The sequence below is a fragment of the Streptomyces sp. JJ38 genome, assembly GCF_019303475.1.
In the GTDB taxonomy this organism is placed as follows: Bacteria; Actinomycetota; Actinomycetes; order Streptomycetales; family Streptomycetaceae; genus Streptomyces.
In genome coordinates, this window is record NZ_JABLSI010000045.1 from 16,388 (window position 1) to 41,418 (window position 25,031).

Sequence of the window (25,031 nt, forward strand, 5' to 3'; positions counted from 1 at the left end):
GAGCGGGGCGGTGCGCGGAAGCTGCTGCTCATGGACGGGCACTCGCTGGCCTACCGGGCGTTCTTCGCTCTGCCGGAGGAGAACTTCTCCACCACCACGGGGCAGACGACGAACGCGGTGTACGGGTTCGTGTCGATGCTGTCGAACACGCTGCGCGACGAGGCTCCCACGCACTTCGCGGTGGCGTTCGACGTCTCGCGCAAGACGTGGCGGGCGGAGCAGTTCGCCGAGTACAAGGCGAACCGTTCGAAGACGCCGGACGGCTTCCGCGGGCAGGTGGAGCTGATCGGCGAGCTGCTGGACGCGATGCGGGTCAAGCGGTTCGCGGTGGAGGGCTTCGAGGCGGACGACGTGATCGCCACCCTGGCCACGCAGGCGGAGGCGGAGGGCTTCGAGGTCTCCATCGTCACCGGCGACCGGGACTGCTTCCAGCTCGTCTCGGACCGGGTCACGGTGCTCTATCCCACGAAGGGGGTCTCGGAGCTGACGCGGTTCACTCCGGAGAAGGTGCGGGAGAAGTACGGGCTGGAGCCCGCCCAGTACCCGGATTTCGCGGCACTGCGGGGCGACCCGTCGGACAATCTGCCCGGCATCCCGGGTGTGGGGGAGAAGACGGCCACCAAGTGGATCACCCAGTTCGGCTCGTTCGACGCGTTGGTGGCCCGGGCGGACGAGATCAAGACGAAGGCCGGGCAGAACCTCCGGGATCACCTGGAGGCGGTCAAGCTCAACCGGCGGCTGACGGAGATGGTGCGGGACATCGAGCTGCCCTGCGGCCCGCCGGAGCTGGAGCGCGCGGGCTACGACCGTGAGGCGCTGACCTCGCTGCTGGACGTGCTGGAGATCCGCAACCCCAATTTCCGGGAGCGGCTGTTCGCCGTCGACCCGGCCGCCGCCGAGGCCGAGCAGGAGGCCCCGGCCGCGGGCGTGGAGCTGGACGGGCGGGTGCTGCGGGGCGGGGAGCTGGCACCGTGGCTGGCCGGGCACGCGCCCCCGGCGGGCCGTCCGCTGGGCCTGGTGTCGGTGGACGACTGGCGGCTGGGGGCGGGCCAGGTCAGCGAGGTCGCGCTCGCCACGGCGGAGGGCCCGGCCGTCTGGTTCGACCCGGCCACGCTGGACGCCGCGGACGAGCAGGCGTTCGCGGCCTGGCTGGCGGACGCCGAGCGGCCCAAGGTGGTGTACAACGCCCGGGCCACGCAGCGGGTGTTCGCCGAGCACGGCTGGCGGGTCGAGGGCATCACGACGGACCCGGCGCTGGCCGCCTATCTGGTGCAGCCCGGCCGTCGCAGCTTCGCGCTGGAGACGCTCAGCATCGAGTTCCTGGGCCGTGAGCTGCCGCAGCCCGCCGAGGGCGCCTCGGGGCAGCTGGCGCTGGGGGCCGACGAGCAGGAGCAGGCCGACGCCCTGATGGGGCAGGCCCGCACCGTGCTGGACCTGGGCGAGGCGTTCGCGGAGCGGCTGGCCGAGGTGGGGGCCGCCCGGCTGCTGGCGGAGATGGAGCTGCCCGTCTCGGAGCTGCTGTCCCGCATGGAGCGCGCCGGGATCGCGGCGGACCGCGCGTGGCTGGGAGGCCTGGAGCAGCAGTTCGCGGACGCGGCCCAGCAGGCCGTGCGGGAGGCGCACGCCGCCGTCGGCCACGAGTTCAACCTGGGCTCGCCCAAGCAGCTCCAGGAGGTCCTCTTCGGCGAGCTGGGCCTGCCGAAGACGAAGAAGACGAAGACGGGCTACACGACCGACGCCGACGCGCTGGCGTGGCTGGCGACGCAGACGGATCACGAGCTGCCGGTGCTGATGCTGCGCTACCGGGAGCAGTCCAAGCTGCGCGCCACCGTCGAGGGGCTGATCAAGACGATCGGCGCGGACGGGCGCATCCACACCACCTTCAGCCAGACGGTCGCCGCCACCGGCCGACTGTCCTCGACCGAGCCGAACCTGCAGAACGTCCCGGTGCGCACCGACGAGGGTCGCGCGATCCGCCGCGCGTTCGTCGTGGGCGAGGGCTTCGAGTCGCTGATGACGGCCGACTACAGCCAGATCGAGCTGCGGGTCATGGCGCACCTGTCGGAGGACGAGGGGCTCATCGAGGCGTTCACCTCCGGGGAGGACCTCCACACCACCGTCGCCTCGCAGGTGTTCGGCGTCGCCCCCGAGCAGGTCGACGCCGAGATGCGGCGCAAGATCAAGGCGATGTCCTACGGCCTGGCCTACGGGCTCTCCGCGTTCGGGCTGTCCCAGCAGCTGGGCATCAGCCCCGAGGAGGCGCGCGGGCTGATGGACACCTACTTCGAGCGCTTTGGCGGCGTACGGGACTATCTGCGCCACGCGGTGGAGGAGGCTCGCGCCGTCGGCTACACCAACACGATGCTGGGCCGCCGCCGCTACCTTCCGGACCTCAACTCCAGCAACCGGCAGCGTCGAGAGATGGCCGAGCGGATGGCGCTCAACGCCCCGATCCAGGGCACCGCCGCCGACATCGTCAAGATCGCCATGCTGCGGGTGGACGAGGCGCTGCGCCGGGAGGACCTCTCCTCCCGGATGCTGCTCCAGGTGCACGACGAGATCGTGCTCGAAGTCGCCCCGGGCGAACGCGAGGCCGTCGAGGAGCTGGTGCGACGGGAGATGGCGGGCGCGGTGGAACTGCGCGCCCCGCTGGACGTGTCCGTGGGGGTGGGGCCCGACTGGGAGTCGGCGGCCCACTGACAGCCGGGCGAAGTCTGACGCCCCGGGGCCCGAAGGCGTGACCACGGGCCCCGGGGTGCCGTATGGTCACTTCGCTGACCGCGACGGCAGGGACTTGACGGTCAGCGCGACCATGTGGGCGACAGGGGAGGAAACGGCCATATGTCCGGTCGTACCGGGGGCAGGATTCGCAGGGGCGTGAGCGCCACGGCCGTCGCGGCGGCAGCCATGGTGGCCCTCACCGCGTCGCAGGCGCCGGGCATACCGCTGCCGCTCGCCGGGCCCTCGGCCGAGGACCCCGCGCGCGGAGCGGAGGACACCCCCTCGGCCGACGGCAACGGCCCCTACCACACCGAGCTTCCGCCGCTGGAGTCCCCCGACCCCTCCGGGCGCCCGGGGCACTCCGACGACGCGGACGAGCCCGTCGTCACCGGTGCCGCCGAGGCGGGCATCCCCGCCACGGTCCTGAGTGCCTATCAGCAGGCGGAGAGCACCCTGCGAGGCGAGCAGCCCGGCTGCAACCTCCCCTGGCAACTGCTCGCGGCCATCGGCAAGGTGGAGTCCGGGCACGCCCGGGGCGGCGCCGTCGACGCGCGCGGCACGACGGTCGAGCCCATCCGCGGGCCCCGGCTGGACGGCAACGGCTTCGCGCGCATCACGGACACCGACGGCGGCGCCTTCGACGGCGACGCGGCCTACGACCGGGCCGTCGGGCCCATGCAGTTCATCCCCTCGACCTGGGCCACCTGGGGCGCCGACGCCAACGGCGACGGCGCCCGGAACCCGGAGAACATCTTCGACGCCGCCCTCGCGGCCGGGCGCTACCTGTGCGCCGGCGGCCGGGACCTGTCGAACGCGGCGGACCTCGAGCGGGCCATCCTCAGCTACAACAGGTCCCGCGACTACCTGCACACCGTCCTGTCCTGGCTGGAGTTCTACCGCAAGGGCGTCCACGAGGTGCCCGACGGCAGCGGCGAGCTCCCCGACTCCCCGGGCGCCGGCAACCCGGACAAGCCCGCCGTCCGCCCGGCGGACGACGAGCAGCCGAAGCAGCAACAGGAGCAGCCGAAGGAGAAGCTGGAGCCGAAGCCCGACCCGGAGCCGGGCAAGGACGAGGCGAGCGACGCCCCGAAGCCTCCGGGCAAGGGCGACCGGGACCCGGACGGCGACGTGCCGCCCGACGAGGACTCCGAGGACGGTACCGGCGAGGCGCCCGAGGACGACGAGGACGGCCCCGACAGCGGGCCGAACACGCCGCCGGAGGAGAAGCCCGACGGCGACACGCCCGGAGACGAGGACCCGGAGGAGGACCCGGACCAGCCCGGCGAGGACCCGGACGAGCCGGGTGAGGAGCCCGAGGACCCGGACGAGCCGGGCGAGGAGCCCGAGGACCCGGAGGAGCCGGACGAGCCGGGCGAGTGCCCCGTCGCCCCCGAGGACCCGGACACCGAGGAGCCCGGCGAGGAGCCGGAGGAGCCCGGCGAGGGCACCGACGAATCCTCGGAAGACCCGGAATCCGAGGACCCGGAGACGACGGACCCCGACGGTGACGGCGGTGATCCGGAGGACCCGGACGCCGAGGACCCCGATGGTGACGGCGAGGCCCCGGACGACCCCGACGCCGAGGACCCGGACGCCGAGGATCCCGACGCCGAGGACCCGGAGGACGGTTGCGAGGGCGCCGACGGGGACACTCCGGAGGAGGACGAGCAGCCCCGCGACGGCGAGCGGCCCGCCGACGAGGCCGGGGCCACCGGCGGCACGGGCGACTCCGGGGCGGGCTCTGACGACGCCGCCCGGTCCGAGGAGGCCGCCCGCACCGAGTGATCCGCGCCTATCCGCGGTGCCGCGGCTTGGCGCGCCGGGTGGCCTGAGCCGTCGTCGGGTCCTCGGGCCACGGGTGCCGGGGGTAGCGGCCGCGGAGTTCGGCTCGTACGGCGTGGTAGCCCTCGGCCCAGAACGAGGCGAGGTCGGCGGTGACGGCGGCGGGCCGCCCGGCGGGCGAGAGCAGGTGCACGAGCAGCGGGACGCGGCCGCCTGCCAGCCGCGGGGTGTCCGTCCAGCCGAACAGTTCCTGAAGCTTGACGGCGAGGACGGGCCGCTCACCGGAGTAGTCGACCCGGATCCGCGAGCCGGAGGGCACCTCGATGCGCTCCGGGGCGAGATCGTCCAGCCGGGCCGCCTCCCCGCCCGCCCAGGGCAGCAGGGAGCGCAGGAGGGCGAGGGTGTCGACGGTGTCGAGCCGCTCGCCGGTCAGCCAGGTGTCGGCGTCGGCCAGGAGCGCGTCGTCGCCGACGTCGGGCCAGGGGGAGCCGAGCTCCCGGTGGAGGAAGGCGAGCCGCAGGCGCAGGGCCCGGGCGGGCTCGGGCCAGCGCAGCAGGCCGAGGCCCTCGGTGCGCAGGGCGCCCAGCAGAGCGTGCCGGAGCCGCTCGGGCTCGGGGCGGGACAACGGTCGCGTGGAGAGCTCGATGGCGCCGAGCCGGGTGACGCGGCGGGCGGTGACGGTCGAGCGCTGGGCGTCGAACGTGACGTCGTCCTCTTCCCGGTACAGGGCCGCGGCGGCGTGGCGCGCGGTGTCCTCGTCGACGGGGGTCACCAGGCGGGCGCGTGCGGAGGCGGCCCCCGCGGGCCGGTCGGCCACCGCCACGGCCAGCCAGGGGGCGCCGCCGTGCGGCGCGTCGACCTCGACCCGGGTGCCGGAGGCCATGAGGTAGCTGCCGCCCGCCCCCGCGGGTCCCTGGCGGCGCGCGACCCGTTCGGGGTAGGCGAGGGCGACGACGGTGGCCGCCGCGTCGTCCGCCGCACCGGCGGCCCCGGAAGCACCCGGCTCGGGGAGGTCGGCGACCGCGCGGCGCAGGCGCTCGGCCTCCCGCCGCCAGCGGGCGGCGTAGTCCGCGGGTCCGGCGGTCCGGCCACGGGGGACGGCGCGCAGCGCGTCGGCCAGGTCGCGGCCGAGCTCGCGGGGCGGCTCCTCGCTGAGGAGCGCGACGGCGTCCGCGGCGGCGCGGGGGCCGACGAGACGGGCGCCGTCGAGCAGGGCGCGGGCGAGCCGGGGGTGGAGGCCGAGGCGGGCCATGGCGGTGCCGCGCGGGGTGGCCCGGCCGGCCGGGTCGACCGCGCCGACGGCCCGCAGCACGTCCCCCGCGGCGGCCATGGCCCCGCCGGGCGGCGGGTCCAGCAGCGCGAGGCCGTGGCCGCCGGGCTCGCCCCAGCAGGCGGCCTGGAGGGCGAAGGCGGTCAGGTCCGCGACGGCGATCTCCGGCTGGGGGAAGCGGGGGCGGCGGGCGTCCTCGGCCTGGGCCCAGCAGCGGTACACGGTGCCCGGCGCCTCCCGCCCGGCCCGTCCGGCGCGCTGCCGGGCCGCGGCCTGGGAGGCCCGGACGGTGGTGAGGGCGCTGAGGCCGCGGGCGTGGTCGGTGCGCGGCTCGCGGGCGAGTCCGGCGTCCACGACGACGCGGACGCCGGGCACGGTGAGGCTGGACTCGGCGACGGCGGTGGCGAGGACCACGCGGCGCCGCCCCCCGGCCCCGGGACCGGCCAGTACGGCGTCCTGGGTCTCGGCCCGGGCCCGGCCGTGGACCTGGAGCACGTCGACGTCGAGGCCGTCGAGGTCGTCCAGCGCCGCGGCGACGCGGCCGATCTCCCCGACGCCGGGCAGGAAGCACAGGACGTCGCCGGAACGTTCCCGCAGGGCTCGGCGGACGACGGCGGCCACATGGCTGAGCAGGGCTGGGTCCACGCGCATGCCGTGCGGCGGGGCGACGGGGGCGGCCGGGGGCGCCCACACGACGTCGACGGGGTGGCTGAGGCCCTCCGCGGCCACCACGGGGGCGTCCAGCAGCCCGGCCCAGCCCTGGGCGTCGGTGGTGGCCGAGGCCGCGACGAGCTCCAGCTCCGGGCGCAGCGTCGCCCGCACGTCCAGCAGGAACGCGGCCGTGGTGTCGGCGTCGAGGTGCCGCTCGTGGCACTCGTCGAGCATGACGGTGTCGACCCCGCGCAGCTCCTGGTCGCGCTGGAGGCGCTGGAGCAGTACGCCGGTGGTGACGACCTCCACCCGGGTGTCCGGTCCGGCGCGCCGTTCGCCGCGCACGGTGTAGCCGACCCGGCCGCCCACGCCCTCGCCCAGCAGCCAGGCCATGCGCCGGGCCGCCGCCCGCGCCGCGATGCGGCGGGGCTCGGCCACGACGACGCGGCGCGCGGGGCCGTCGTCGAGGAGCCCGGCGAGCGCCAGCGGAACCAGGGTCGTCTTCCCGGAGCCGGGAGGGGCGCACAGCACGGCGCCGCGCGCCTCGGCGAGCGCCTCGCGCAGGGTGGGCAGCGCCTGGGCGACGGGAAGGTCGCGGGCCTGCTCTCGCAGACGGGCCGTTCTCGTCTCTGTGGTCATCGGGCGTCAGTCCCGCTCGCAGACGAAGACGGCGGTGCCGGGGATGAGGGAGCCGCGCAGCGGCGACCAGCCGCCCCACTCCTGCCCGTTCCACGCGGGCCACTCGGGTTCGACGAGGTCGGTGAGCCGGAGCCCGGCGGCGGAGATGTCGCGGACCCGGTCGCCCAGGGTCCGGTGGTGTTCGACGTACTGGGCCCGGCCCTGTTCGTCCTGCTCGACGTAGGGGGTGCGGTCGAAGTAGGAGGCGGAGACGGTCAGCCCCTCGGGGCCGGGCTCGTCGGGCAGGGCCCAGCGGATGGGGTGGGTGACGCTGAAGACCCAGCGGCCCCCGGGCCGCAGCACGCGCCGCACCTCGCGGAAGACGGCGACCGGGTCGGCGACGAAGGGGATCGCACCGTAGGCGGAGCAGGCCAGGTCGAAGCTGTGGTCCGGGAAGGGGAGGGCCCCGGCGTCCGCCTCGACCAGGCCGATGCCCTCGGCGCCGATGCGCAGGGCGTGCTGGAGCTGCCGGTGGGAGACGTCCAGGGCGACGGGGCGGGCGCCGCGGGCGGCCAGCCAGCGTGAGCACTGGGCGGCGCCCGCGCCGATCTCCAGGACCCGCGCCCCGGCGAGCCGCTCGGGCGGGCCCAGGAGCCGGGCCTCGTCCTCGGTCAGTCCCTCGGGGCCCCACAGGAAGCGGTCGTCGCCGAGGAAGGCGCCGTGCTCGTTCTGGTAGGCGTCGGCGTTGCGGTCCCACCAGAGCCGGCTGGCGCGGCTGCTCTCGGCCTCGCCGACGGTGCGTCGCACGGCCTCGCCGTCGTCCGAGCCGTCGTCCGAGCCGGCGTCCGAGCCGGCGCCGGAGGCCCCGACGGCGCTCCCGCCGAGGGCGTCGTCCAAGGCCCCGTCGTGCACGTCCGCATCCATGTCGTCTCCCCGCACCCCGTCGTTCTCCTGTGGCGACCGTAACGATAGGCTGAGGCCACTTGTACGTGCGGAGTGCTGATGAGCACACTGCGATGCGCGTCGGCCGGGGTGTCGAGGATGGCGGTTTCGCCCCATCCGCCCCTCGTGTCGCAATCGCGCATTGACCGTGCCCGGATGCGGCCGTATGCTACAAGTTGCGCTGCGGGCCTGCGGACCTCGGACGGAGCAGGTCACGCTCGCATCTGTTGTATGTCCCCTCGGTTGTCGAGGTGCTTTCGGAAAACGGGGAAGCGCCTCTCAGGCTGTCCGGCTTCGGCGGTGCGATAAGGGCTCACGGCGTAGCAGTACCTACGACTTCTGTGTCCGTACCGGAGCCCTTTACCACATGACGAGCAGCACCGAGACCACCGTGACCACCCCGCAGGTTGCGGTCAACGACATCGGTTCCGAGGAAGCCTTCCTCGCCGCGATCGACGAGACGATCAAGTACTTCAACGACGGCGACATCGTCGACGGCGTCATCGTGAAGGTCGACCGGGACGAGGTCCTGCTCGACATCGGTTACAAGACCGAGGGCGTCATCCCTTCCCGTGAGCTGTCGATCAAGCACGACGTGGACCCGAACGAGGTCGTGGCCGTCGGCGACGAGATCGAGGCCCTGGTTCTCCAGAAGGAGGACAAGGAAGGCCGCCTGATCCTGTCGAAGAAGCGTGCCCAGTACGAGCGGGCCTGGGGCACGATCGAGAAGATCAAGGAAGAGGACGGGATCGTCACCGGTACCGTCATCGAGGTCGTCAAGGGTGGTCTCATCCTCGACATCGGCCTCCGCGGCTTCCTCCCCGCGTCCCTGGTCGAGATGCGCCGCGTGCGGGACCTGCAGCCCTACGTGGGCAAGGAGCTCGAGGCCAAGATCATCGAGCTGGACAAGAACCGCAACAACGTGGTCCTGTCCCGCCGCGCCTGGCTGGAGCAGACCCAGAGCGAGGTCCGCCAGACCTTCCTCACCACCCTGCAGAAGGGCCAGGTGCGCTCCGGCGTCGTCTCCTCCATCGTCAACTTCGGTGCCTTCGTGGACCTGGGTGGCGTGGACGGCCTGGTGCACGTCTCCGAGCTGTCCTGGAAGCACATCGACCACCCGTCCGAGGTCGTCGAGGTCGGCCAGGAGGTCACGGTCGAGGTCCTGGACGTCGACATGGACCGCGAGCGCGTCTCCCTGTCGCTGAAGGCGACCCAGGAAGACCCGTGGCAGCAGTTCGCCCGCACGCACCAGATCGGCCAGGTCGTGCCCGGCAAGGTCACCAAGCTGGTGCCGTTCGGTGCGTTCGTCCGCGTCGACGAGGGCATCGAGGGTCTGGTCCACATCTCCGAGCTGGCCGAGCGCCACGTCGAGATCCCGGAGCAGGTCGTCCAGGTCAACGACGAGATCTTCGTCAAGGTCATCGACATCGACCTGGAGCGCCGCCGCATCAGCCTCTCGCTGAAGCAGGCCAACGAGTCCTTCGGCGCCGACCCGATGGCCGTCGAGTTCGACCCCACGCTGTACGGCATGGCGGCGTCCTACGACGACCAGGGCAACTACATCTACCCCGAGGGCTTCGACCCCGAGTCGAACGACTGGCTGGAGGGGTACGAGAAGCAGCGCGAGGAGTGGGAGAACCAGTACGCGGTTGCCCAGGCCCGCTTCGAGCAGCACCAGGCCCAGGTCATCAAGTCCCGCGAGGCGGACGCCCAGGCCGAGGCCGAGGGTGCCGGCGCCGGTGCCGCTCCCAGCGGCCAGGGCGGCGGCGGTTCGTACTCCTCGGAGTCCGCTGACGACTCCGGTGCGCTGGCCTCCGACGAGGCCCTCGCCGCACTGCGGGAGAAGCTGGCCGGCGGCCAGAGCTGACCCCGCGCCCGGCGCGAGCACGCCCGACGAGGGCCCGTCCCCCCTGGGGCGGGCCCTCGCCCGTGTCCGAGCCCCTCGCCCGGGTCACCGGGCCCGGGAGGCGCCCCTCGGACGGTGACGCGGCCGTGACCGCCCCGGCCACATGACCCAGCGCAGCGCGTCAGCCTCCCGCGGTGGCAGTAGCCCGGAGGCGACCAGTGCGGCCCGGCCCGCCTGCCGTCCGGCGATCCGGAACCCGAGGTCGCAGGAGTCGACCTCGTGGTGGCCGCCGTCCGTGAGCAGCACCGCGGCCGCCACCGTGCCGAGCCCCTCCAGCAGGCCCTCCCGCACGGCGGGAAGGTACTCCGCGGGCAGCCTGGCCCTCGGCACGGCGTTGAGGAGCTCCAGTCCGCCGCCCGGGCCGGGTGGTTCGAAGTCCGCGACGAGCAGCGCGTACGGCCCGCACGCGCCGATGTTCATCCGCACGTGAACGCGCACGTCGGACACGGGGAGGGGCAGTCGGGGCATGAGAACCACCGTAGGCGTGACATGGCGGCTGGGCGAGGCCGTTCTCCCGTGGCCCGGTTCGGGAATGCCGTGCCCGCGTTGTGCGTTGGCACAGTGCGGAACCATTGGACGGAGGGGCGAGAGAACGTGTTGAAGCCGCGCGAGCTGTACGAATGGGATCCGAGCGGCCTTCGGGCAGTGGACGAGATCATCGACCAGGGCGTCGGATCCGGTTTCGTCATGCTGTACCACTTCGAGGGCTTCATCGACGCCGGCGCCGCCGGTGAGCAGATCACCTCCCTCCTCCTCGACGGACGCCCCCGGCAGACGATCGCCCGGTTCGACGTCGACCGCCTGATCGACTACCGGGCGCGGCGCCCGATGATGACGTTCCGGCGAGACCACTGGGTGTCCTACGACCGGCCCGCCCTCGAGCTCCGGCTGCTCCGGGACGCGACGGGCAGCCCCTTCCTGCTGCTCAGCGGCCCCGAGCCGGACGTGCACTGGGAGGCGTTCGTCGCCGCCGTCCGGGAGATCGTCGAACGGCTGGGCGTGCGGCTCTCGGTGGGCTTCCACGGCATCCCCATGGGCGTACCGCACACCCGCCCCGTCGGCCTCACCCCGCACGGGAACCGCGCCGACCTCGTGCCGGGCCACCCCGGGCTCTTCGACGAGGCGCAGGTGCCCGGCAGCGCGGCCTCCCTGCTGGAGCTGCGGCTCGTCGACGCGGGCCATGATGTCCTGGGGGTGGCCGCGCACGTCCCGCACTACGTGGCCCGCTCGCCGTACCCGGACGCCTCGCTGGTCGTCGTGGAGGCGATCACCGCCGCCACGGGGCTGGTGCTGCCCGCCATCGCCCACACGCTGCGCGGGCGGGCGCACAAGACGCAGGCGGAGATCGAACGGCAGCTCGCCGACGGAGACAGCGAGCTGGTCGCCGTCGTCCGCGGGCTGGAGCAGCAGTTCGACGCCGTCGCCGGTGCCGCGACGCGCGGCAACCTCGTGGCCGAGCCGTCGGAGCTGCCCTCGGCCGACGAGCTGGGTGCCGTCTTCGAGCGCTTCCTGGCCGACCGCGAGCGGGAGTCCGGAGAAGGCGAAGGGGGAACTGGCCAGTAGGGTTGCGGCCATGCTGACAGTGGGACTGACCGGGGGCATCGGCGCGGGCAAGAGCGAGGTCTCGCGCCTGCTGGGCTCCTACGGAGCGGTGATCGTCGACGCCGACCGGATCGCGCGTGAGGTCGTCGAGCCGGGCACCGAGGGCCACGCCGCCGTCGTCGCGGAGTTCGGGGAGGGCGTGCTGCGGGCCGACGGCGCCATCGACCGACCGGCACTCGGCCGGATCGTCTTCAACGACCCGGACCGGCTCGCCGCGCTGAACGCCATCGTCCACCCCCTTGTCGGTGCCCGGTCCGCCGAGCTCCAGCAGGCCGCGGGCGAGCACGCCGTCGTCGTCCACGACGTCCCCCTCCTCACGGAGAACGGCCTGGCCTCCCTCTACGACGTGGTCGTGGTCGTGGACGCCTCGCCCGCGACGCAGCTCCACCGTCTGGTGCACCTGCGCGGGATGTCCGAGGAGGAGGCGCGCTCGCGGATGGCGGCCCAGGCCACCCGGGCGGACCGGCTGGCCATCGCCGACCACGTCATCGACAACGACGGTCCGTTGGAGAAGCTGGAGCCCCAGGTGAGAGAGGTATGGGAGCGTCTGCGGAGGCGTGCCTGAGGCACTCGCCGGGAATGCTCCCGGGCACGCGGTCGTTGTCCCGGCCGAAGGAGGCGCCTGTGATGTCCCGAACGCCCCAGACCAACGTGATCGACTTCCGTGCCGCGGAGAAGCTGCTCGAAGCCCGCGATCCGCGCGGTGCGGTCAAGCTGCTCGACCCGTTGATCACCGCCCACCCGGAGAACACCGCGGCGCGGCTGCTGCGGGCCAGGGCCTTCTTCCACTCGGCTCAGCTCCGTTCCGCAGAGCTGGAGTTCCAGCTCGTCATCGAGCGAGAGCCGGACAACGCCTTCGCCCACTTCGCCCTGGCCAGGACCCTGGAGCGAGCGGGCCGGACGGGTGAGGCGCGCCGGCACTTCCGGCTCGCCGCCGCCCTGGAGCCGCGGCCGGAGTACGTGGAGGCGGCCGAATTCGAGGCTGGTTGAGCTACCGGGACGGGCGCGGCGCTCCCGTGCCCGTCCCGGTAGGCCGCCCACGCCCCGCTCGTCCCGTCGGCCGCCCCCGTCCCGATGCGCTGACGTGGGCCGGGATGCCCCGATAGGCTGAGCGGCCGTGATATCCCGCCGCACCACCGCCGCCGCCGCGCTCGCCCTCCTCGCCACGGTCGCCACCGCCTGCACCGTCGACGACACCGCCGAGGACGGTGAGCCCGGGCCCGACGGACGCGTCCTCGCGGCCCTGAGGGAACTCCCCGTCAAGGACCGCGCGCCCCGCACCGGTTACGACCGCCGCATGTTCGGCAGCCCCTGGGCCGACGTCGACCAGAACGGCTGCGACACCCGTGACGACATCCTCGCCCGCGACCTTCGGGACGTGAAGCTCGCCGAGGACGACTGCACCGTCGAATCCGGCACGCTCGACCCCGACCCCTTCACCGGCACGGTGATCCATTTCGAGAAGGGCGGCGCGAGCGAGGTGGACATCGACCACCTGGTGGCGCTCTCCGACGCGTGGCAGAAGGGCGCAGGCGGCTGGAAGCCCGCTCAGCGCATCGCCTTCGCCAACGACCCCCTCAACCTCCTGGCCGTCGACGCGGGCGCCAACCGTGCCAAGGGAGACGCCGACGCCGCCGAGTGGTTGCCGCCGCACGAGCCCCACCACTGCACTTACGCGGCCGCCCAGGTGGCCGTCAAGACGAAGTACGGGCTGTGGGTCACCCAGGAGGAGAAGGACGCGCTCTCCCGGGTGCTGGAGCCGTGCCCGGACACCCCGCTGCCCACCGGCGGCGCACCGACGACGGCCCCGCCCGAGTTCACCGCCCCGTCGTGACGAAGACCGGGTAGCGAGTCGGGGAGACGGCCCCCCCATCGTGGCCCGGGCCGCGGCCAGCGTCTCGCCCACGACGGGGAGTTCGGCCTCGGCCCGGGCCAGCCGCGTCGCGCCCGGTGAAGGGGGCGGCGGCGTCCGCGGGGGCCGGCATCGCCGCGCGCGGAACTGCTGCGGTGGACGGAGGCGTTGCGCGGCGTCCGGCCTCCGGCGCCGGTCGTCTGGGCCGCCGAGGACCGGGTCATGCCACCCGAGCACGGTCGCGAGCTCGCGCGCACCCTGCCGGACTCCCGGCACGTGGAGATCCCCGGCAGCTGCACGCCCCTGCCCGAGGACCAGCCGGAGGAACTGACCGGGCACCTCCGGGCGTTCCTGGGCGAGGACGCCGGCGGGGGAATTCGTTGGCGCTGGTGTTCGCCCACTCGCTATCGTCCGGGACGTGGCGAAGCTGAATCAGATCATCGCAGTGGAGAAGGGCGTCAAGTCCAAGGTCCAGCAGGACCTGACGGCAACCCGGCAGGGGCTGGCCAAGCCCGGGCTGCTCGCGGGCATCTCGCGGACGTACCAGCCCAAGGACGAGGAGGGCGAGCAGCTGCCTCCCGAGTCCACCCGGGTGCAGGTCAAGGCGGAGGACGTCCTGCGGGAGAGCGCGAAGACGCTGACCCGGCTCTTCGACGTGACCGCGACGAAGGACTGGGCGAACTGCGAGGCGCGGGCGGACGTGACCGTCGAGGGGCGGGTGCTGATTGCCCAGGCGCCGGTGACGTACCTGCTCTTCCTGGAGAAGCAGCTCGCCGACCTCGGCGCCTTCCTGCGGCGGCTGCCGGTGCTCGACGCGGCCGAGGGCTGGGTGCTCGACCCGTCCTCGGACTGCTGGAAGACGGAGCCCGTGCGCACCGTGCGCACGAAGAAGGTGCCGCGCAACCACGTGAAGGCGGAGGCCACCGAGAAGCACCCGGCGCAGGTGGAGGTGTACTACGAGGACGTGCCGGTCGGCTACTGGACGACGGTGAAGTTCTCCGGCGCGCTGCCCGCCCGCCGGGTCAACGAGCTGCTGGAGCGGATCGAGAAGCTCCAGCAGGCGGTGAAGTTCGCCCGTGAGGAGGCCAACGGCACCGAGGTCACCGACCAGCGGGTCGGAGAGGCCGTGTTCGGCTACCTGTTCGCCTGATCGGGTAGCCTCGAAATCTCCCCGGGCGGGCGCTTCGACGCCGCGGCCCGGGGTGCGCCAGGAGCGCAAAGCTGACGCTGAAGCTTGTCGTCAGAGCGTGGTCCGCGCGCGATGAGCGCGGAACCGCGGACAGACTCAGACTCTCGCTCCAGACTCAGCATCCGCCGCCCATCGCCCGAGTACACGGTGTGCGGGCAGGATCTCGAGGTGCCGGTTCAAGTCCGGCCCGCGCAGCTCGATGCGCGGTGGTCCAAAGGGAGAACGCGAGATCGTGAACATGACCCGCGCCCAGATCGCCGGGCGTGCGGATCGGGCGGCACTCCGGGGCCCTGGGTCTGGCAACGACCCAGGGCCCCTCCACCCGGCCTCCGCAGTCGTCACCGTCCCCCGTCGTACAGTCGCACCATGAGTGACGGAGGATCAGACACCGGTCAGGCCGTGTACGCGTGCACGCTGGGCACCGCCGAGGAGCCGGACAGCCTGCTGCTGCCCGGCCACGACGTACCGCTGGGCCGCTACACGACGGTGCGGCGGCTGCTGCCGCAGCGTCGGCGCCGCATGGTGGGCGCCTGGTGCTTCGTCGACCACTTCGGGCCCGCCGACGTCACCGGGCGGCCCGGCATGCAGATCGCGCCCCACCCCCACACCGGCCTGCAGACCGTCACCTGGCTGGCGGACGGCGAGATCGTGCACGCCGACAGCCTCGGCAACCTCCAGTCGATCGCGCCGGGGCAGCTGAACCTGATGACGTCGGGGCACGGCATCGCCCACTCCGAGCAGTCGCCGCCGGAGCATCCGCCCGTCATGCACGGCCTCCAGCTGTGGGTCGCGCTGCCGGAGGAGGCCCGGCACGGCGCGCCGCGTTTCGAGCACCACGGTGACCTGCCGGTGCTGCGGGACGGGGCGGCCACGGTCACCGTCGTCGTCGGAGAGCTGGCCGGGGCGCGCTCGCCCGCCCGGGTGCACAGCCCCCTCTTCGGCGCCGAGCTCCGCTTCGACGGTCCGGGCTCCGTGCGGCTGCCCGTCGAGCCGTCCTTCGAGGCGGCGGCGTTGACGATGTCCGGCACCGCGGACGTCGCCGGTACCGCGCTGGGGCCGGGCTCGTTGCTCTACCTCGGCCGGGGCCGCGATGAGCTCGACGTCCGGGCGGCTGGGGAGGCCCGGCTGTTCCTGTTCGGCGGCGCGCCCTTCGAGGAGCCGCTCGTCATGTGGTGGAACTTCGTCGGGCGGAGCCATGAGGAGATCGTGCGGGCCCGGGCCGACTGGGAGGACGGCACCCGCTTCGGCCCGGTGCCGCACTGCGCGGACGCCCCACTGCCCGCCCCCGCCCTGCCCACCGTCCGGCTCAAGGCCCGCGACCGGCACGGGGAGACCGCGCCCTGAGCTCAGCCGCGCCCGGTCACCGCGGCGCGGGCGGCGGTGACGGTGGCCTCCAGCCGGCCGCCGTGGGCGCCGCGCCAGTAGACGCGCCCGCAGGAGCGGCAGCGCGTGAAGGTGTCGTAGGTGCGCCGGGTGCCCGGTTCCAGCAGGTGGGCGACCGCGGCCTTGGCGACGGGCGCGAGGTCGCCGTTGCAGGCCGGGCACCGGGTCCACGGGGCGAGCGGGGGCCGGAAGCGGGTGAGGACGTCCAGGAGCTGCTCGTCCGGCCGGGTGCCGCGGACGAACGCGGCCAGCCACGGGGTGCGGCGGCGCAGCAGCCCGCGGTCCCGGGTCAGCAGGACGCGGCGTTCGGCGTTGGCCCGCCTGACGAGCTCGGGATCGTCGGCGTCGTTGGCGTAGGCCGTGTCGAGGCCGACCAGACGCAGCCTGCGGGCCAGGGCGCCCAGGTGGACGTCGAGCACGAACCCGGTCGCCGAGGGCGGCAGGGGCTGCGGCCGGGGCCGCGCCGCCACCTCGACCAGGGTGCCGTCGCCGGGCCGGTGTTCCGGCGGCACCGGCCAGCCGTCCACCGTCAGCGCGCCGACTTCGGTGAGCGGTACGCCGAGTGACTGCACGACGTGGCCCAGCGACGAGGTGAGGTCGTAGGACACCCGCAGTACGTCCTGTCCGCGGTGGCGGGAGGCGAGCAGGAAGCGCAGCTCGGGGGCGAACCACAGCTGCAGCCCGCCCCCGTCACCCGGTCCTCTCACGCGTGGCCCCCTTCACCACCGGTTCAGCGGCCCATCCGCAGCCCGTCCTCGGCCCCGCCCAGGCTGAGGGCGGCGTCGCGGATGACGTCGAGGGCCCGGGTGTACTCGGCGTTGTCGGGCTGCTCGTCGAGGGCCCGGGGCAGGTTGACGACGCGCAGGGGGTCGTTGGCCATGACGTGCGGCACGAACTCGGCCTTCCGTACCCGCCACGGTGTGCCCTCCCGCTCGGGTGGGGCGAAGGTGAAGCGCGCGGCGTAGCCCATCTGGCCGCGGGGGTCGTTCATGACGCCGGCCACCTGGTCGCCCATCCCGTACACGACCCAGGTCCCGTTGACCTTCTCGTAGGGCTGGGGCACGTGGACGTGCGTGCCGATGACGAGGTCGATGTCCCGGCGGCCGTCCGTGCGGGCCGCGGTGAGCCGTTCCGCGAGCTCGCGCTGCCGCTCGTCGGGCGCCTCCTGGTACTCCGTGCCCCAGTGCATGCTGACGACGACGACGTCGGCTCCGGCCTCGCGCGCCGCGCGCGCGTCGGCGACGACCTGCTCGGCGTCGATCAGGTTGACGAGGTAGGGCGCGTCCTCGGGGACGGGGATGCCGTTCGTCCCGTAGGTGTAGGCCAGTTGGGCGACGGTAACGCCGTTGGCCTTCAGCAGGGCGGGCTTGGCGCGTTCGGCGGCGTCACGGGCCGAGCCGACGTGCCGCACGCCGACGGCGTCCAGGGCGTCCAGGGTGCGGGCGACGCCCTCGGGGCCGGCGTCCAGCGTGTGGTTGGAGGCCGTGGAACAGGAGTCGTAGCCGGTCTCCTCGATCGCCTGGGCGACCTGGGGCGGGGTGCGGAACATCGGATAGCCGGTGAACGGCCCGTCCTCGGTCCCGAGGATGGTTTCGAGATGGCAGATCGCGAGGTCCGCCTGGGCCACGACGGGCTTCGCTCCGGCCAGCATCGCGCTGAAGTCGTAGGCGTGTTCGCCACCGCCGTCCGCGTCGGCGGCGGCCTGCCGGATGACGGAGTCGTGGCTGAGGATGTCGCCGGTGGCGACGAGGGTGAACTCCGTGCCGGTCTCGGCGGCGGGCGCGGCGGACGCGGAGTCGGCCTCGGTGGAGGCGTGGTCCGCGCCGGCGCAGCCGGCGGCCGTTGCGAGCAGCAGGGAGGTGAGCAACGCCGTCGTCCGGCGGTGTGGGGGGTGGCGCACGATCCCACTCCAGAATCATACAAATAGGATTAATAGGACTATCCCACTTGTTCTCCCGAAGGTGGACGTGCGAACGCCGCCACGCCCGGCATGTCGCCGGGATGGCGGCGGGAAACCACACGTCAGGCCCAGCACCCGCGGCGGGCGCCGGGTGGGTGCTCACTCCTCCGGACGCATCACCCGGATCTTCGACTGCCGGTGCGGGAGCTCGTCCCAGTCCGTCATGGGGCGAGCCCGCAGACCGTGCGTCTCCGCGAGCCGGACCAGCGTCTCGGTGCGGTAGTAGAAGTCCTCGCGCAGCACGTGGTGCTCACGGTCGGCCGTGCGGTTGTAGGTGAAGTCGAAGTAGCCGCCGGGCGCCAGTACCCGGCCCACGTGGGCCAGGCACTGGTCGATCACCTCGATGGGGGAGTGGGAGAAGACGCTGTGCGCGTGGATGACGGTGAAGTAGGCGTCGGGCAGATGGGCCAGCCGCAGGTCCCGCACCAGCGTCAGATGCGGCAGCTTGGCCTGCAGGCCGTGCCGCACCAGCGTCTCCTGCGCCGAGAGGAGGATCTCGGGCGAGATGTCGACGCCGTGGTAGTGGGAGGCGTCCAGATAGGCGATGAACAGCCGCCCCGCGCGCAGGTTCCCGCAGCCGATCTCCAGCATCCGGTCCTCGGGCGACAGCCCGTGCCGCACCAGGTAGTCGTACTGCATCTCACCGAGGGCCAGCCAGCGGTCGTGGGTGGCGCTGCCGACCGCCGACTCCGGATTGCGCCGGGTGTCGTCCTTCATCACCGCCCGGTAATAGGCCACGTGGTCGCCCCCGGTCAGCCGGCGCAGCCGCAGGTCGCGGACCCAGCGTCGCACGTACGGGGGAATCCGGGCCGGGTGCTTGACCGCGTACTGGATACGGTGTGCGAGGGAGGAGCGGTCGACGTGCAGTCGTCGGGACACGGAGAGGGCCTTTCGCCGGAAGCGGGACGGCCGACACCAGCCCCGCCGCGCTGCTGTGTGAGGATCTTCGCGATGTGTAACGACCGGCGGGAGGCCCAAGTGGCGCAGGAAATCGCTCAGATGCCCCAGGACTGGGACCGGGCGCTGGCCATCGTGGCCCACCCGGACGACCTCGAGTACGGAGCCGCGGCCGCCCTCGCGCACTGGGTGCGGGCGGGCAAGGAGATCACCTACCTCCTGGCCACCCGGGGCGAGGCCGGCATCGACACCATGGCCCCGGCCGAGGCCGCCCCGGTGCGGGAGGCCGAGCAGCGCGCCAGCGCCGCCGTCGTCGGCGTGCGCGACGTGGAGTTCCTCGACTACCGCGACGGCGTCATCGAGTACGGCGTCCCGCTCCGCCGCGACCTGGCCGCCGCCATCCGCCGCCACCGCCCCGAGCTGGTGATCACGCTCAACCACGAGGACACCTGGCCCGGCGGCTACTGGAACACCCCCGACCACAAGGCCGTGGGCCGGGCCACCCTGGACGCCGTGGCCGACGCGGGCAACCGCTGGATCTTCCCCGAACAGCTCGCCGACGGCACGCTGGAGCGCTGGGACGGCGTGCGCTGGGTCGCCGTGGCCGCCCCCGGCGGCACCCACATCCAGGAGGTCGACGAGCCGGACGTCGAGCTGGCCGTCGCCTCGCTCGCCGAGCACCGCGCCTACCTCACCGCGCTCAGCGACGAGGACCCCGACGCGTACGCCCGCAGGTTCATCACCTCGATCCTCGACGGCGTCGCCGAGCACACCGGCGGCCGGCGTGCCGTGGGATTCCGGCTCCACCCCTGCTGAGCTCGCCGGAAGTCAGAAAAGCGGGGCGGGGAGCACACCCTCCAGCGCGAGCAGCGCCCGCTTCGTCTCCAGCCCGCCGCCGAAGCCGCCGAGGCCGCCACCGCTCGCGACCACCCGGTGACAGGGCACGACGACGGGCAGCGGGTTGGCCCCCATCGCCATCCCGACCGCCCGGGCGGCGCCGGGCTCGCCCACGGCGTCGGCCAGGTCCTGGTAGGTGGCCACCTCGCCGTAGGGGACGGTCCTGGCCAGGGCGTGCAGCACGCGGGCGTTGAAGCCGCCCGTCAGTCGCCAGTCCAGGGGGACGCCGAAGCCGCGCAGCTCCCCCCTGAAGTAGGCGGCCAGCTCCGCCGCCGTGGCCCGCAGGACGCCGGGCCCATCTCCGGGCCCCGACGCGGGGGCCGTGCCCGGCCCCGGAGCGGGCCCCCGGCCGGCCTCCGGCGCGGGCCGTGCCCCCGGCGGCTCGGGCAGGGCCGTGGGCTCCTCGCCGAAGCGCGCGGTGAGCCGGGCCAGCGTCCGGCTCACCAGGCGCTCGTCGGCGTGGAAGCCGACCGTGGCCAGCCCGGCGTCCGTGGCGACGAGCAGCAGGGGGCCGATGGGGGTCGGCACCACCGTCCAGCAGGACTGCACGTTCGTGGCGGTCATGGGGCCGACCCTACGGCTCCCCGCCCACAGCGCGGCGGCGGGCCGCCCGTCGCCCCCGCCTCAGCGGCCGGCGCCGCCCCACGCGTCATCGCGCTCGTGGTCCCGCTCCCCGCGCTCGATCGCCTCGCGGACGACGTCGGGACGGTTGCTGATCACCCCGTCGACGCCCGCCCCGGCCAGCCTGGCGGCCGTGGGCCCGTCGTCCACCGTCCACGTGAACACCTCCAGCGGCCGGCCGTGTGCGCCGAGCACCGAGTGGACGGCCGCCACGTACTCCGGCGTCACCGTCGTGTATCGCGGGTTGACCTGGTCGGCGAAGGTACCGTACTCGGGGAGCTCGGCGACCTCGGGGGTCCCGAGGAAGCCGGTCCTGACCGCCGGGTTGAGCGCGTGCACCCGGCGCAGCGAGTCCGCGTCGAACGTCTGGACGACCAGGCGCCGCCGCACGTGGTAGGGGCTGAGCCAGCCCTCGTCGCGCAGCTCGTCCAGGATGTCCTGCTCGATGCCCGGGTACAGGTCGGGCTTCTTGATCTCCAGCAGCAGCTTCTGGTGGTTGACGGTCATCCGCTCCAGCAACCGCTCCAGCGTGGGTACCGGCTCGCCCGTGTAGCGGGCGTCGAACCAGCTTCCCGCGTCGAGCCGGGCGATCTCGGCGGCGGTGAAGTCCCGGACCCGCCACGGGGCGCGGTCGGGGAAGACCTCCTCGACGTTCGTCGTCCGGGCCAGGGTCGCGTCGTGCATGACGACGAGCTCGCCGTCGCGGGTGCGCTGGACGTCGTTCTCCACCCACTCCACGCCCAGCTCCCGGGCCTTGTCGGCGGCGGCCAGGGTGTTCTCCGGGGCGTAGGCCGAGGCGCCGCGGTGGGCGATCGCCAGCACGTCCGCCGAGCCCTCCGGTTCCGCCTCGGACGGCGTCGGCAGCTTCTGCGGCACGGCGGAGGGGGAGGCCACGGGGGCGGGGCGCTCGCGCGGACCGGCGTCCGGCGGCCCCACCGGGGCCGGGGCCATGGCGAGGACGAGGGCGAGGACTCCCAGCAGCGGACCGGTCAGGGCGATGGGACGAAGGGACACGGGACGACTCCTCACGGTGGGGGACGGCGGCGACCGCGCCCCCCGTGGAGCGGGGGCGCGGTCGCCGCGTCGGCGGTCCGTCGCGCCGCGTCGGCAACGCGGCCGTGGATGAGGTTTTCCAGCGAGGGCTGCCGGTGCATGGGCGCCAAACGGGTGCCGGATGACGACGAGCTGAACGTTGTCGGTGGCGCGCCGTACGGTGGGAACATGCGGCCCGTATCCCAGATCGAACGCAAGGTGGCGCCCTTCGAGGTCGTCAGCCCCTACCAGCCCAGCGGTGACCAGCCCACGGCCATCGCCGACCTCGCGCGGCGGGTGGAGGCGGGGGAGAAGGACGTCGTGCTGCTGGGCGCCACGGGCACCGGCAAGTCGGCGACGACGGCGTGGATGATCGAGAAGCTCCAGCGCCCCACGCTGGTGATGGCGCCGAACAAGACGCTCGCCGCGCAGTTGGCGAACGAGTTCCGCGAGCTCCTGCCGAACAACGCGGTGGAGTACTTCGTCTCGTACTACGACTACTACCAGCCCGAGGCCTACGTTCCGCAGTCCGACACCTACATCGAGAAGGACTCCTCGATCAACGAGGAGGTCGAGCGGCTGCGGCACAGCGCGACGAACTCGCTGCTCACCCGGCGGGACGTGGTGGTCGTCGCCTCGGTGTCCTGCATCTACGGCCTGGGCACGCCGCAGGAGTACGTGGACCGGATGGTGCCGCTCAGGGTCGGCGAGGAGATCGACCGGGACGTTCTGCTGCGCCGCCTCGTGGAGATCCAGTACGCGCGCAACGACGCCGCCTTCACCCGCGGCACCTTCCGGGTGCGGGGCGACACCATCGAGGTGTTCCCCGTCTACGAGGAGCTGGCCGTCCGCATCGAGATGTTCGGTGACGAGATCGAGGCGCTCTCGACGCTGCACCCGATCACCGGCGAGGTGATGTCGGACGACACGGAGCTGTACGTCTTCCCCGCCTCTCACTACGTCGCGGGCGAGGAGCGGATGGCCCGGGCCGTGCGCGCCATCGAGGACGAGCTGCGCGAGACCCTGGAGACGATGGAGAAGCAGGGCAAGCTGCTGGAGGCCCAGCGGCTGCGCATGCGCACCACCTACGACCTGGAGATGATGCAGCAGATCGGCACCTGCTCCGGGATCGAGAACTACTCGCTGCACATCGACGGCCGCGAGCCGGGCTCGCCCCCGCACACCCTGCTCGACTACTTCCCCGACGACTTCCTGCTCGTCATCGACGAGTCGCACGTGACGGTGCCGCAGATCGGGGCCATGTACGAGGGGGACGCCTCCCGCAAGCGAACGCTGGTCGAGCACGGCTTCCGGCTGCCGTCCGCCATGGACAACCGCCCGCTGAAGTGGGAGGAGTTCCTGGAGCGCATCGGCCAGACGGTCTATCTGTCGGCGACGCCCGGCTCCTACGAGCTGTCCCGGTCCGACGGCGTGGTGGAGCAGATCATCCGGCCGACGGGGCTGGTGGACCCGGAGGTGGTCGTCAAGCCCACCGAGGGCCAGATCGACGACCTGGTCCACGAGATCCGCACCCGCACCGAGAAGGACGAGCGCGTCCTCGTCACGACGCTGACGAAGAAGATGGCGGAGGACCTCACGGACTACTTCCTGGAGCTGGGCATCAACGTCCGCTATCTCCACAGCGACGTGGACACCCTGCGCCGGGTGGAGCTGCTGCGCGAGCTGCGGGCCGGCGAGTTCGACGTCCTGGTCGGCATCAACCTGCTGCGGGAGGGTCTGGACCTCCCCGAGGTGTCGCTGGTGGCCATCCTCGACGCGGACAAGGAGGGCTTCCTCCGCTCCGGCACCTCGCTGATCCAGACCATCGGCCGCGCCGCCCGCAACGTGTCCGGCCAGGTGCACATGTACGCCGACAAGATCACGCCGGCGATGGAGAAGGCCATCGACGAGACGAACCGGCGCCGTGCCAAGCAGATCGCCTACAACAAGGAGAAGGGCATCGACCCCCAGCCGTTGCGCAAGAAGATCGGGGACATCGTCTCCGCCATCGCGCGCGAGGAGGTCGACACCGAGCAGCTCCTGGGCACCGGTTACCGTCAGGCCCCGGAGGGCGAGCGCAAGGGCAAGGCCCCGGTCCCGGCCCTGGGCAAGGGGCAGGTGAAGGCCGCGGCCTCCGCCGCGGGCAAGACGTCGGCCGACGTCGTGCCCACCGACATGCCCGCCACCGAGCTGGCCGGTCTCATCGAGCAGATGACGGAGCGGATGCGCGCCGCCGCCGCGGAGCTGCAGTTCGAGGTCGCCGCGCGCCTGCGGGACGAGGTCGGCGAGCTGAAGAAGGAACTCCGCCAGATGCGCGAGGCCGGGCTCCGGTAACCGTCCACCGCCGGGCTCGGATCATCGTCCTCTGTGGCCGGACTGTTGCAGGACCGCCACAAAGCACGGGCGGACCGGTACACGGCCCGGGCGCACTGCGTAGGGTTCGAGGCGGCGTCGAGGGCGGCTGTCGTGACACCGCCGAGAGGGGAGCAGGACACGTGACGGTCAATCTGTCCAAGGGACAGGCGATCAGCCTGGAGAAGACCGGTGGAGGTTCCCTCAGCGCGGTGCGCATGGGCCTGGGCTGGCGGTCGGCGGCCCGCCGCGGGCTCTTCGGCCGGCGGAGCAAGGAGATCGACCTCGACGCCTCGGCCGTGCTGTTCGCCGGTCAACAGCCCGTCGACGTCGTCTTCTTCCGTCATCTGACGAGCGACGACGGCTCCGTCACCCACACCGGCGACAACCTGGTCGGCGGCGTGGGGGAGGGCGGTGACGACGAGGCGATCCTGGTGGACCTGCACCGCGTGCCCGTCCACGTCGACCAGATCGTCTTCACCGTCAACTCCTTCACCGGCCAGACGTTCGCTGAGGTCGAGAACGCCTTCTGCCGGCTGCTGGACGAGACGACGGCCACCGAGCTGGCCCGCTACACGCTCACCGGCGGCGGCGCCTACACGGCGCAGATCATGGCCAAGGTGCACCGACAGGGGGACGGTTGGTCGATGACGGCCATCGGCGCCCCGGCCAACGGTCGAACCTTCCAGGACCTGATGCCGGCCATCGCGCCGCACCTGTAGGGAATGCGGCAGGGGAACGAGGGGGAACGGACGATGACGGCCGAGCTCGTGCGCGGGCAGAACCATCCGCTGGTGGGCCCGGACCTGCAGGTTCACGTCACGGCGGAGCGGCCCGTCATCGCCGGTGCCGCCCTGTGCGACGCCGAGGGCCGCACCCGCGAGGGCTGGCTCGGCCATCCGGGAGCGGCCGGGCTGCCCGGGGTGTCGATCGCGGCGGGCTCCCGAGAGGGCCACCGGCTCACCCTGGCGCTGGACGAGGTGCCGGGCGAGGCGGAGTCCGTACGGATCTGGCTCACGCTGACACCGGGCGGGCCGGTGCGCTTCGGTGCCATCGCCGCGCCGCGGATCGCCGTCCTGGGGCCCGACGGCGTGCCGTGGGCGGGATACAGCCTCACCGGGCTCGACGGGGAGACCGCCGTCACGGCCGTCGAGCTGTACCGCCGGGCCGGTGCCTGGAAGGTCCGTGCCGTCGGACAGGGCTATGCGGGAGGGTTGCCCGCCCTGTGCGCCGACCACGGCCTGCCGGACGATCGGGCGCGGGCCCTGGCCGAGGGCGCCTTGGCCTCCGCCGCCGCGGCCCGGGCTCCCGAGCCCCCGACGCGGGCCGCCGCCCCCGGGGCCGCCGCGGCTCCCG

21 protein-coding genes are annotated in these 25,031 nt (G+C 73.4%); 13 read left to right on the forward strand and 8 right to left on the reverse strand.

Annotated elements, in window-relative coordinates:
- Window positions 1-30 precede the first annotated feature (30 nt).
- Window positions 31-2,700 carry a DNA polymerase I gene (gene polA, locus HPT28_RS21535; RefSeq protein WP_219092850.1) on the forward strand — a complete coding sequence of 890 codons (2,670 nt, stop codon included), beginning with the start codon at window positions 31-33 and terminating at the stop codon, window positions 2,698-2,700.
- A 177-nt stretch (window positions 2,701-2,877) separates the two neighbouring features.
- Complete coding sequence (locus tag HPT28_RS27770; RefSeq protein WP_219092833.1) at window positions 2,878-4,506, forward strand: hypothetical protein; 1,629 nt, start codon at window positions 2,878-2,880, stop codon at window positions 4,504-4,506.
- A gap of 7 nt (window positions 4,507-4,513) precedes the next feature.
- On the opposite strand, the gene hrpB is transcribed toward HPT28_RS27770, so the two are convergent.
- Together hrpB and HPT28_RS21550 are read right to left on the reverse strand one after the other, a co-directional pair.
- On the reverse strand, window positions 4,514-7,063 hold the full coding sequence (gene hrpB / locus HPT28_RS21545; protein WP_219092834.1) for an ATP-dependent helicase HrpB: 2,550 nt from the start codon (window positions 7,061-7,063) through the stop codon (window positions 4,514-4,516).
- Window positions 7,064-7,069: 6 nt separating this feature from the next.
- Window positions 7,070-7,966: a class I SAM-dependent methyltransferase gene (locus HPT28_RS21550; RefSeq protein ID WP_219092835.1), complete on the reverse strand. Its 897-nt coding sequence runs from the start codon at window positions 7,964-7,966 to the stop codon at window positions 7,070-7,072.
- A 385-nt stretch (window positions 7,967-8,351) separates the two neighbouring features.
- Between HPT28_RS21550 and rpsA the strand changes: the two genes are divergently transcribed.
- The gene (rpsA, locus tag HPT28_RS21555) at window positions 8,352-9,851 is read left to right on the forward strand and encodes a 30S ribosomal protein S1 (protein WP_219092836.1); all 1,500 of its coding nucleotides are present in this window, start codon (window positions 8,352-8,354) and stop codon (window positions 9,849-9,851) included.
- 84 nt (window positions 9,852-9,935) lie between these two features.
- Here the strand turns inward: rpsA and HPT28_RS21560 are convergent, their stop codons facing one another.
- On the reverse strand, window positions 9,936-10,358 hold the full coding sequence (locus HPT28_RS21560) for a hypothetical protein (RefSeq protein ID WP_219092837.1): 423 nt from the start codon (window positions 10,356-10,358) through the stop codon (window positions 9,936-9,938).
- 126 nt (window positions 10,359-10,484) lie between these two features.
- On the opposite strand from HPT28_RS21560, the gene HPT28_RS21565 reads away from it, so the two are divergent.
- The 6 genes from HPT28_RS21565 to HPT28_RS21590 all read left to right on the forward strand — a co-directional run bounded on the left by HPT28_RS21565 (window position 10,485) and on the right by HPT28_RS21590 (window position 15,877).
- The gene (locus tag HPT28_RS21565) at window positions 10,485-11,453 is read left to right on the forward strand and encodes a PAC2 family protein (protein WP_308119428.1); all 969 of its coding nucleotides are present in this window, start codon (window positions 10,485-10,487) and stop codon (window positions 11,451-11,453) included.
- Window positions 11,454-11,463: 10 nt separating this feature from the next.
- Window positions 11,464-12,057: a dephospho-CoA kinase gene (coaE, locus tag HPT28_RS21570; protein ID WP_219092839.1), complete on the forward strand. Its 594-nt coding sequence runs from the start codon at window positions 11,464-11,466 to the stop codon at window positions 12,055-12,057.
- A 62-nt stretch (window positions 12,058-12,119) separates the two neighbouring features.
- Entirely contained in the window at window positions 12,120-12,482 is a 363-nt protein-coding gene (locus HPT28_RS21575) for a tetratricopeptide repeat protein (RefSeq protein WP_257579150.1), read from the forward strand.
- Window positions 12,483-12,612: 130 nt separating this feature from the next.
- Window positions 12,613-13,326: an HNH endonuclease family protein gene (locus tag HPT28_RS21580; RefSeq protein ID WP_374226996.1), complete on the forward strand. Its 714-nt coding sequence runs from the start codon at window positions 12,613-12,615 to the stop codon at window positions 13,324-13,326.
- Window positions 13,327-13,762: 436 nt separating this feature from the next.
- Window positions 13,763-14,494: a hypothetical protein gene (locus HPT28_RS21585; RefSeq protein WP_219092841.1), complete on the forward strand. Its 732-nt coding sequence runs from the start codon at window positions 13,763-13,765 to the stop codon at window positions 14,492-14,494.
- 405 nt (window positions 14,495-14,899) lie between these two features.
- Window positions 14,900-15,877, forward strand: a complete 978-nt coding sequence (locus tag HPT28_RS21590) for a pirin family protein (RefSeq protein WP_219092842.1) — start codon at window positions 14,900-14,902, stop codon at window positions 15,875-15,877.
- 2 nt (window positions 15,878-15,879) lie between these two features.
- Here the strand turns inward: HPT28_RS21590 and HPT28_RS21595 are convergent, their stop codons facing one another.
- From HPT28_RS21595 to HPT28_RS21605, 3 genes are all read right to left on the reverse strand, one after another.
- Window positions 15,880-16,623, reverse strand: coding sequence for a Mut7-C RNAse domain-containing protein (locus tag HPT28_RS21595; protein ID WP_308119430.1), 744 nt, complete (start codon window positions 16,621-16,623; stop codon window positions 15,880-15,882).
- Between the two features lie 23 nt (window positions 16,624-16,646).
- Window positions 16,647-17,819, reverse strand: a complete 1,173-nt coding sequence (locus HPT28_RS21600) for a CapA family protein (protein WP_219092853.1) — start codon at window positions 17,817-17,819, stop codon at window positions 16,647-16,649.
- Between the two features lie 156 nt (window positions 17,820-17,975).
- The gene (locus HPT28_RS21605) at window positions 17,976-18,755 is read right to left on the reverse strand and encodes a class I SAM-dependent methyltransferase (RefSeq protein ID WP_219092843.1); all 780 of its coding nucleotides are present in this window, start codon (window positions 18,753-18,755) and stop codon (window positions 17,976-17,978) included.
- 120 nt (window positions 18,756-18,875) lie between these two features.
- On the opposite strand from HPT28_RS21605, the gene HPT28_RS21610 reads away from it, so the two are divergent.
- A complete protein-coding gene (locus tag HPT28_RS21610; protein WP_219092844.1) occupies window positions 18,876-19,589 on the forward strand; it encodes a PIG-L deacetylase family protein in 714 nt (237 codons plus the stop codon).
- Between the two features lie 12 nt (window positions 19,590-19,601).
- On the opposite strand, the gene HPT28_RS21615 is transcribed toward HPT28_RS21610, so the two are convergent.
- Complete coding sequence (locus tag HPT28_RS21615) at window positions 19,602-20,234, reverse strand: methylated-DNA--[protein]-cysteine S-methyltransferase (RefSeq protein WP_219092845.1); 633 nt, start codon at window positions 20,232-20,234, stop codon at window positions 19,602-19,604.
- A 60-nt stretch (window positions 20,235-20,294) separates the two neighbouring features.
- Window positions 20,295-21,305, reverse strand: coding sequence for a glycerophosphodiester phosphodiesterase family protein (locus HPT28_RS21620; RefSeq protein WP_308119431.1), 1,011 nt, complete (start codon window positions 21,303-21,305; stop codon window positions 20,295-20,297).
- A gap of 207 nt (window positions 21,306-21,512) precedes the next feature.
- Here HPT28_RS21620 and uvrB point away from each other — a divergent pair, with 207 nt between their 5' ends.
- From uvrB to HPT28_RS21635, 3 genes are all read left to right on the forward strand, one after another.
- Entirely contained in the window at window positions 21,513-23,657 is a 2,145-nt protein-coding gene (gene uvrB, locus HPT28_RS21625; RefSeq protein ID WP_219092846.1) for an excinuclease ABC subunit UvrB, read from the forward strand.
- Window positions 23,658-23,818: 161 nt separating this feature from the next.
- Window positions 23,819-24,397, forward strand: a complete 579-nt coding sequence (locus HPT28_RS21630; protein ID WP_219092847.1) for a TerD family protein — start codon at window positions 23,819-23,821, stop codon at window positions 24,395-24,397.
- Window positions 24,398-24,430: 33 nt separating this feature from the next.
- Window positions 24,431-25,031, forward strand: a 601-nt coding sequence (locus HPT28_RS21635; RefSeq protein ID WP_219092848.1) for a TerD family protein, incomplete at its 3' end; no start/stop codon positions are given.

Coding starts and splice junctions, on each gene's coding strand:
- polA (WP_219092850.1), top strand. CDS start 31: ATGGACGGGCACTCGCTGGCCTACCGGGCGTTCTTCGCTCTGCCGGAG.
- hrpB (WP_219092834.1), bottom strand. CDS start 7,063: ATGACCACAGAGACGAGAACGGCCCGTCTGCGAGAGCAGGCCCGCGAC.
- HPT28_RS21550 (WP_219092835.1), bottom strand. CDS start 7,966: ATGGATGCGGACGTGCACGACGGGGCCTTGGACGACGCCCTCGGCGGG.
- rpsA (WP_219092836.1), top strand. CDS start 8,352: ATGACGAGCAGCACCGAGACCACCGTGACCACCCCGCAGGTTGCGGTC.
- HPT28_RS21560 (WP_219092837.1), bottom strand. CDS start 10,358: ATGCCCCGACTGCCCCTCCCCGTGTCCGACGTGCGCGTTCACGTGCGG.
- coaE (WP_219092839.1), top strand. CDS start 11,464: ATGCTGACAGTGGGACTGACCGGGGGCATCGGCGCGGGCAAGAGCGAG.
- HPT28_RS21575 (WP_257579150.1), top strand. CDS start 12,120: ATGTCCCGAACGCCCCAGACCAACGTGATCGACTTCCGTGCCGCGGAG.
- HPT28_RS21590 (WP_219092842.1), top strand. CDS start 14,900: ATGAGTGACGGAGGATCAGACACCGGTCAGGCCGTGTACGCGTGCACG.
- HPT28_RS21610 (WP_219092844.1), top strand. CDS start 18,876: ATGCCCCAGGACTGGGACCGGGCGCTGGCCATCGTGGCCCACCCGGAC.
- HPT28_RS21615 (WP_219092845.1), bottom strand. CDS start 20,234: ATGACCGCCACGAACGTGCAGTCCTGCTGGACGGTGGTGCCGACCCCC.
- uvrB (WP_219092846.1), top strand. CDS start 21,513: ATGCGGCCCGTATCCCAGATCGAACGCAAGGTGGCGCCCTTCGAGGTC.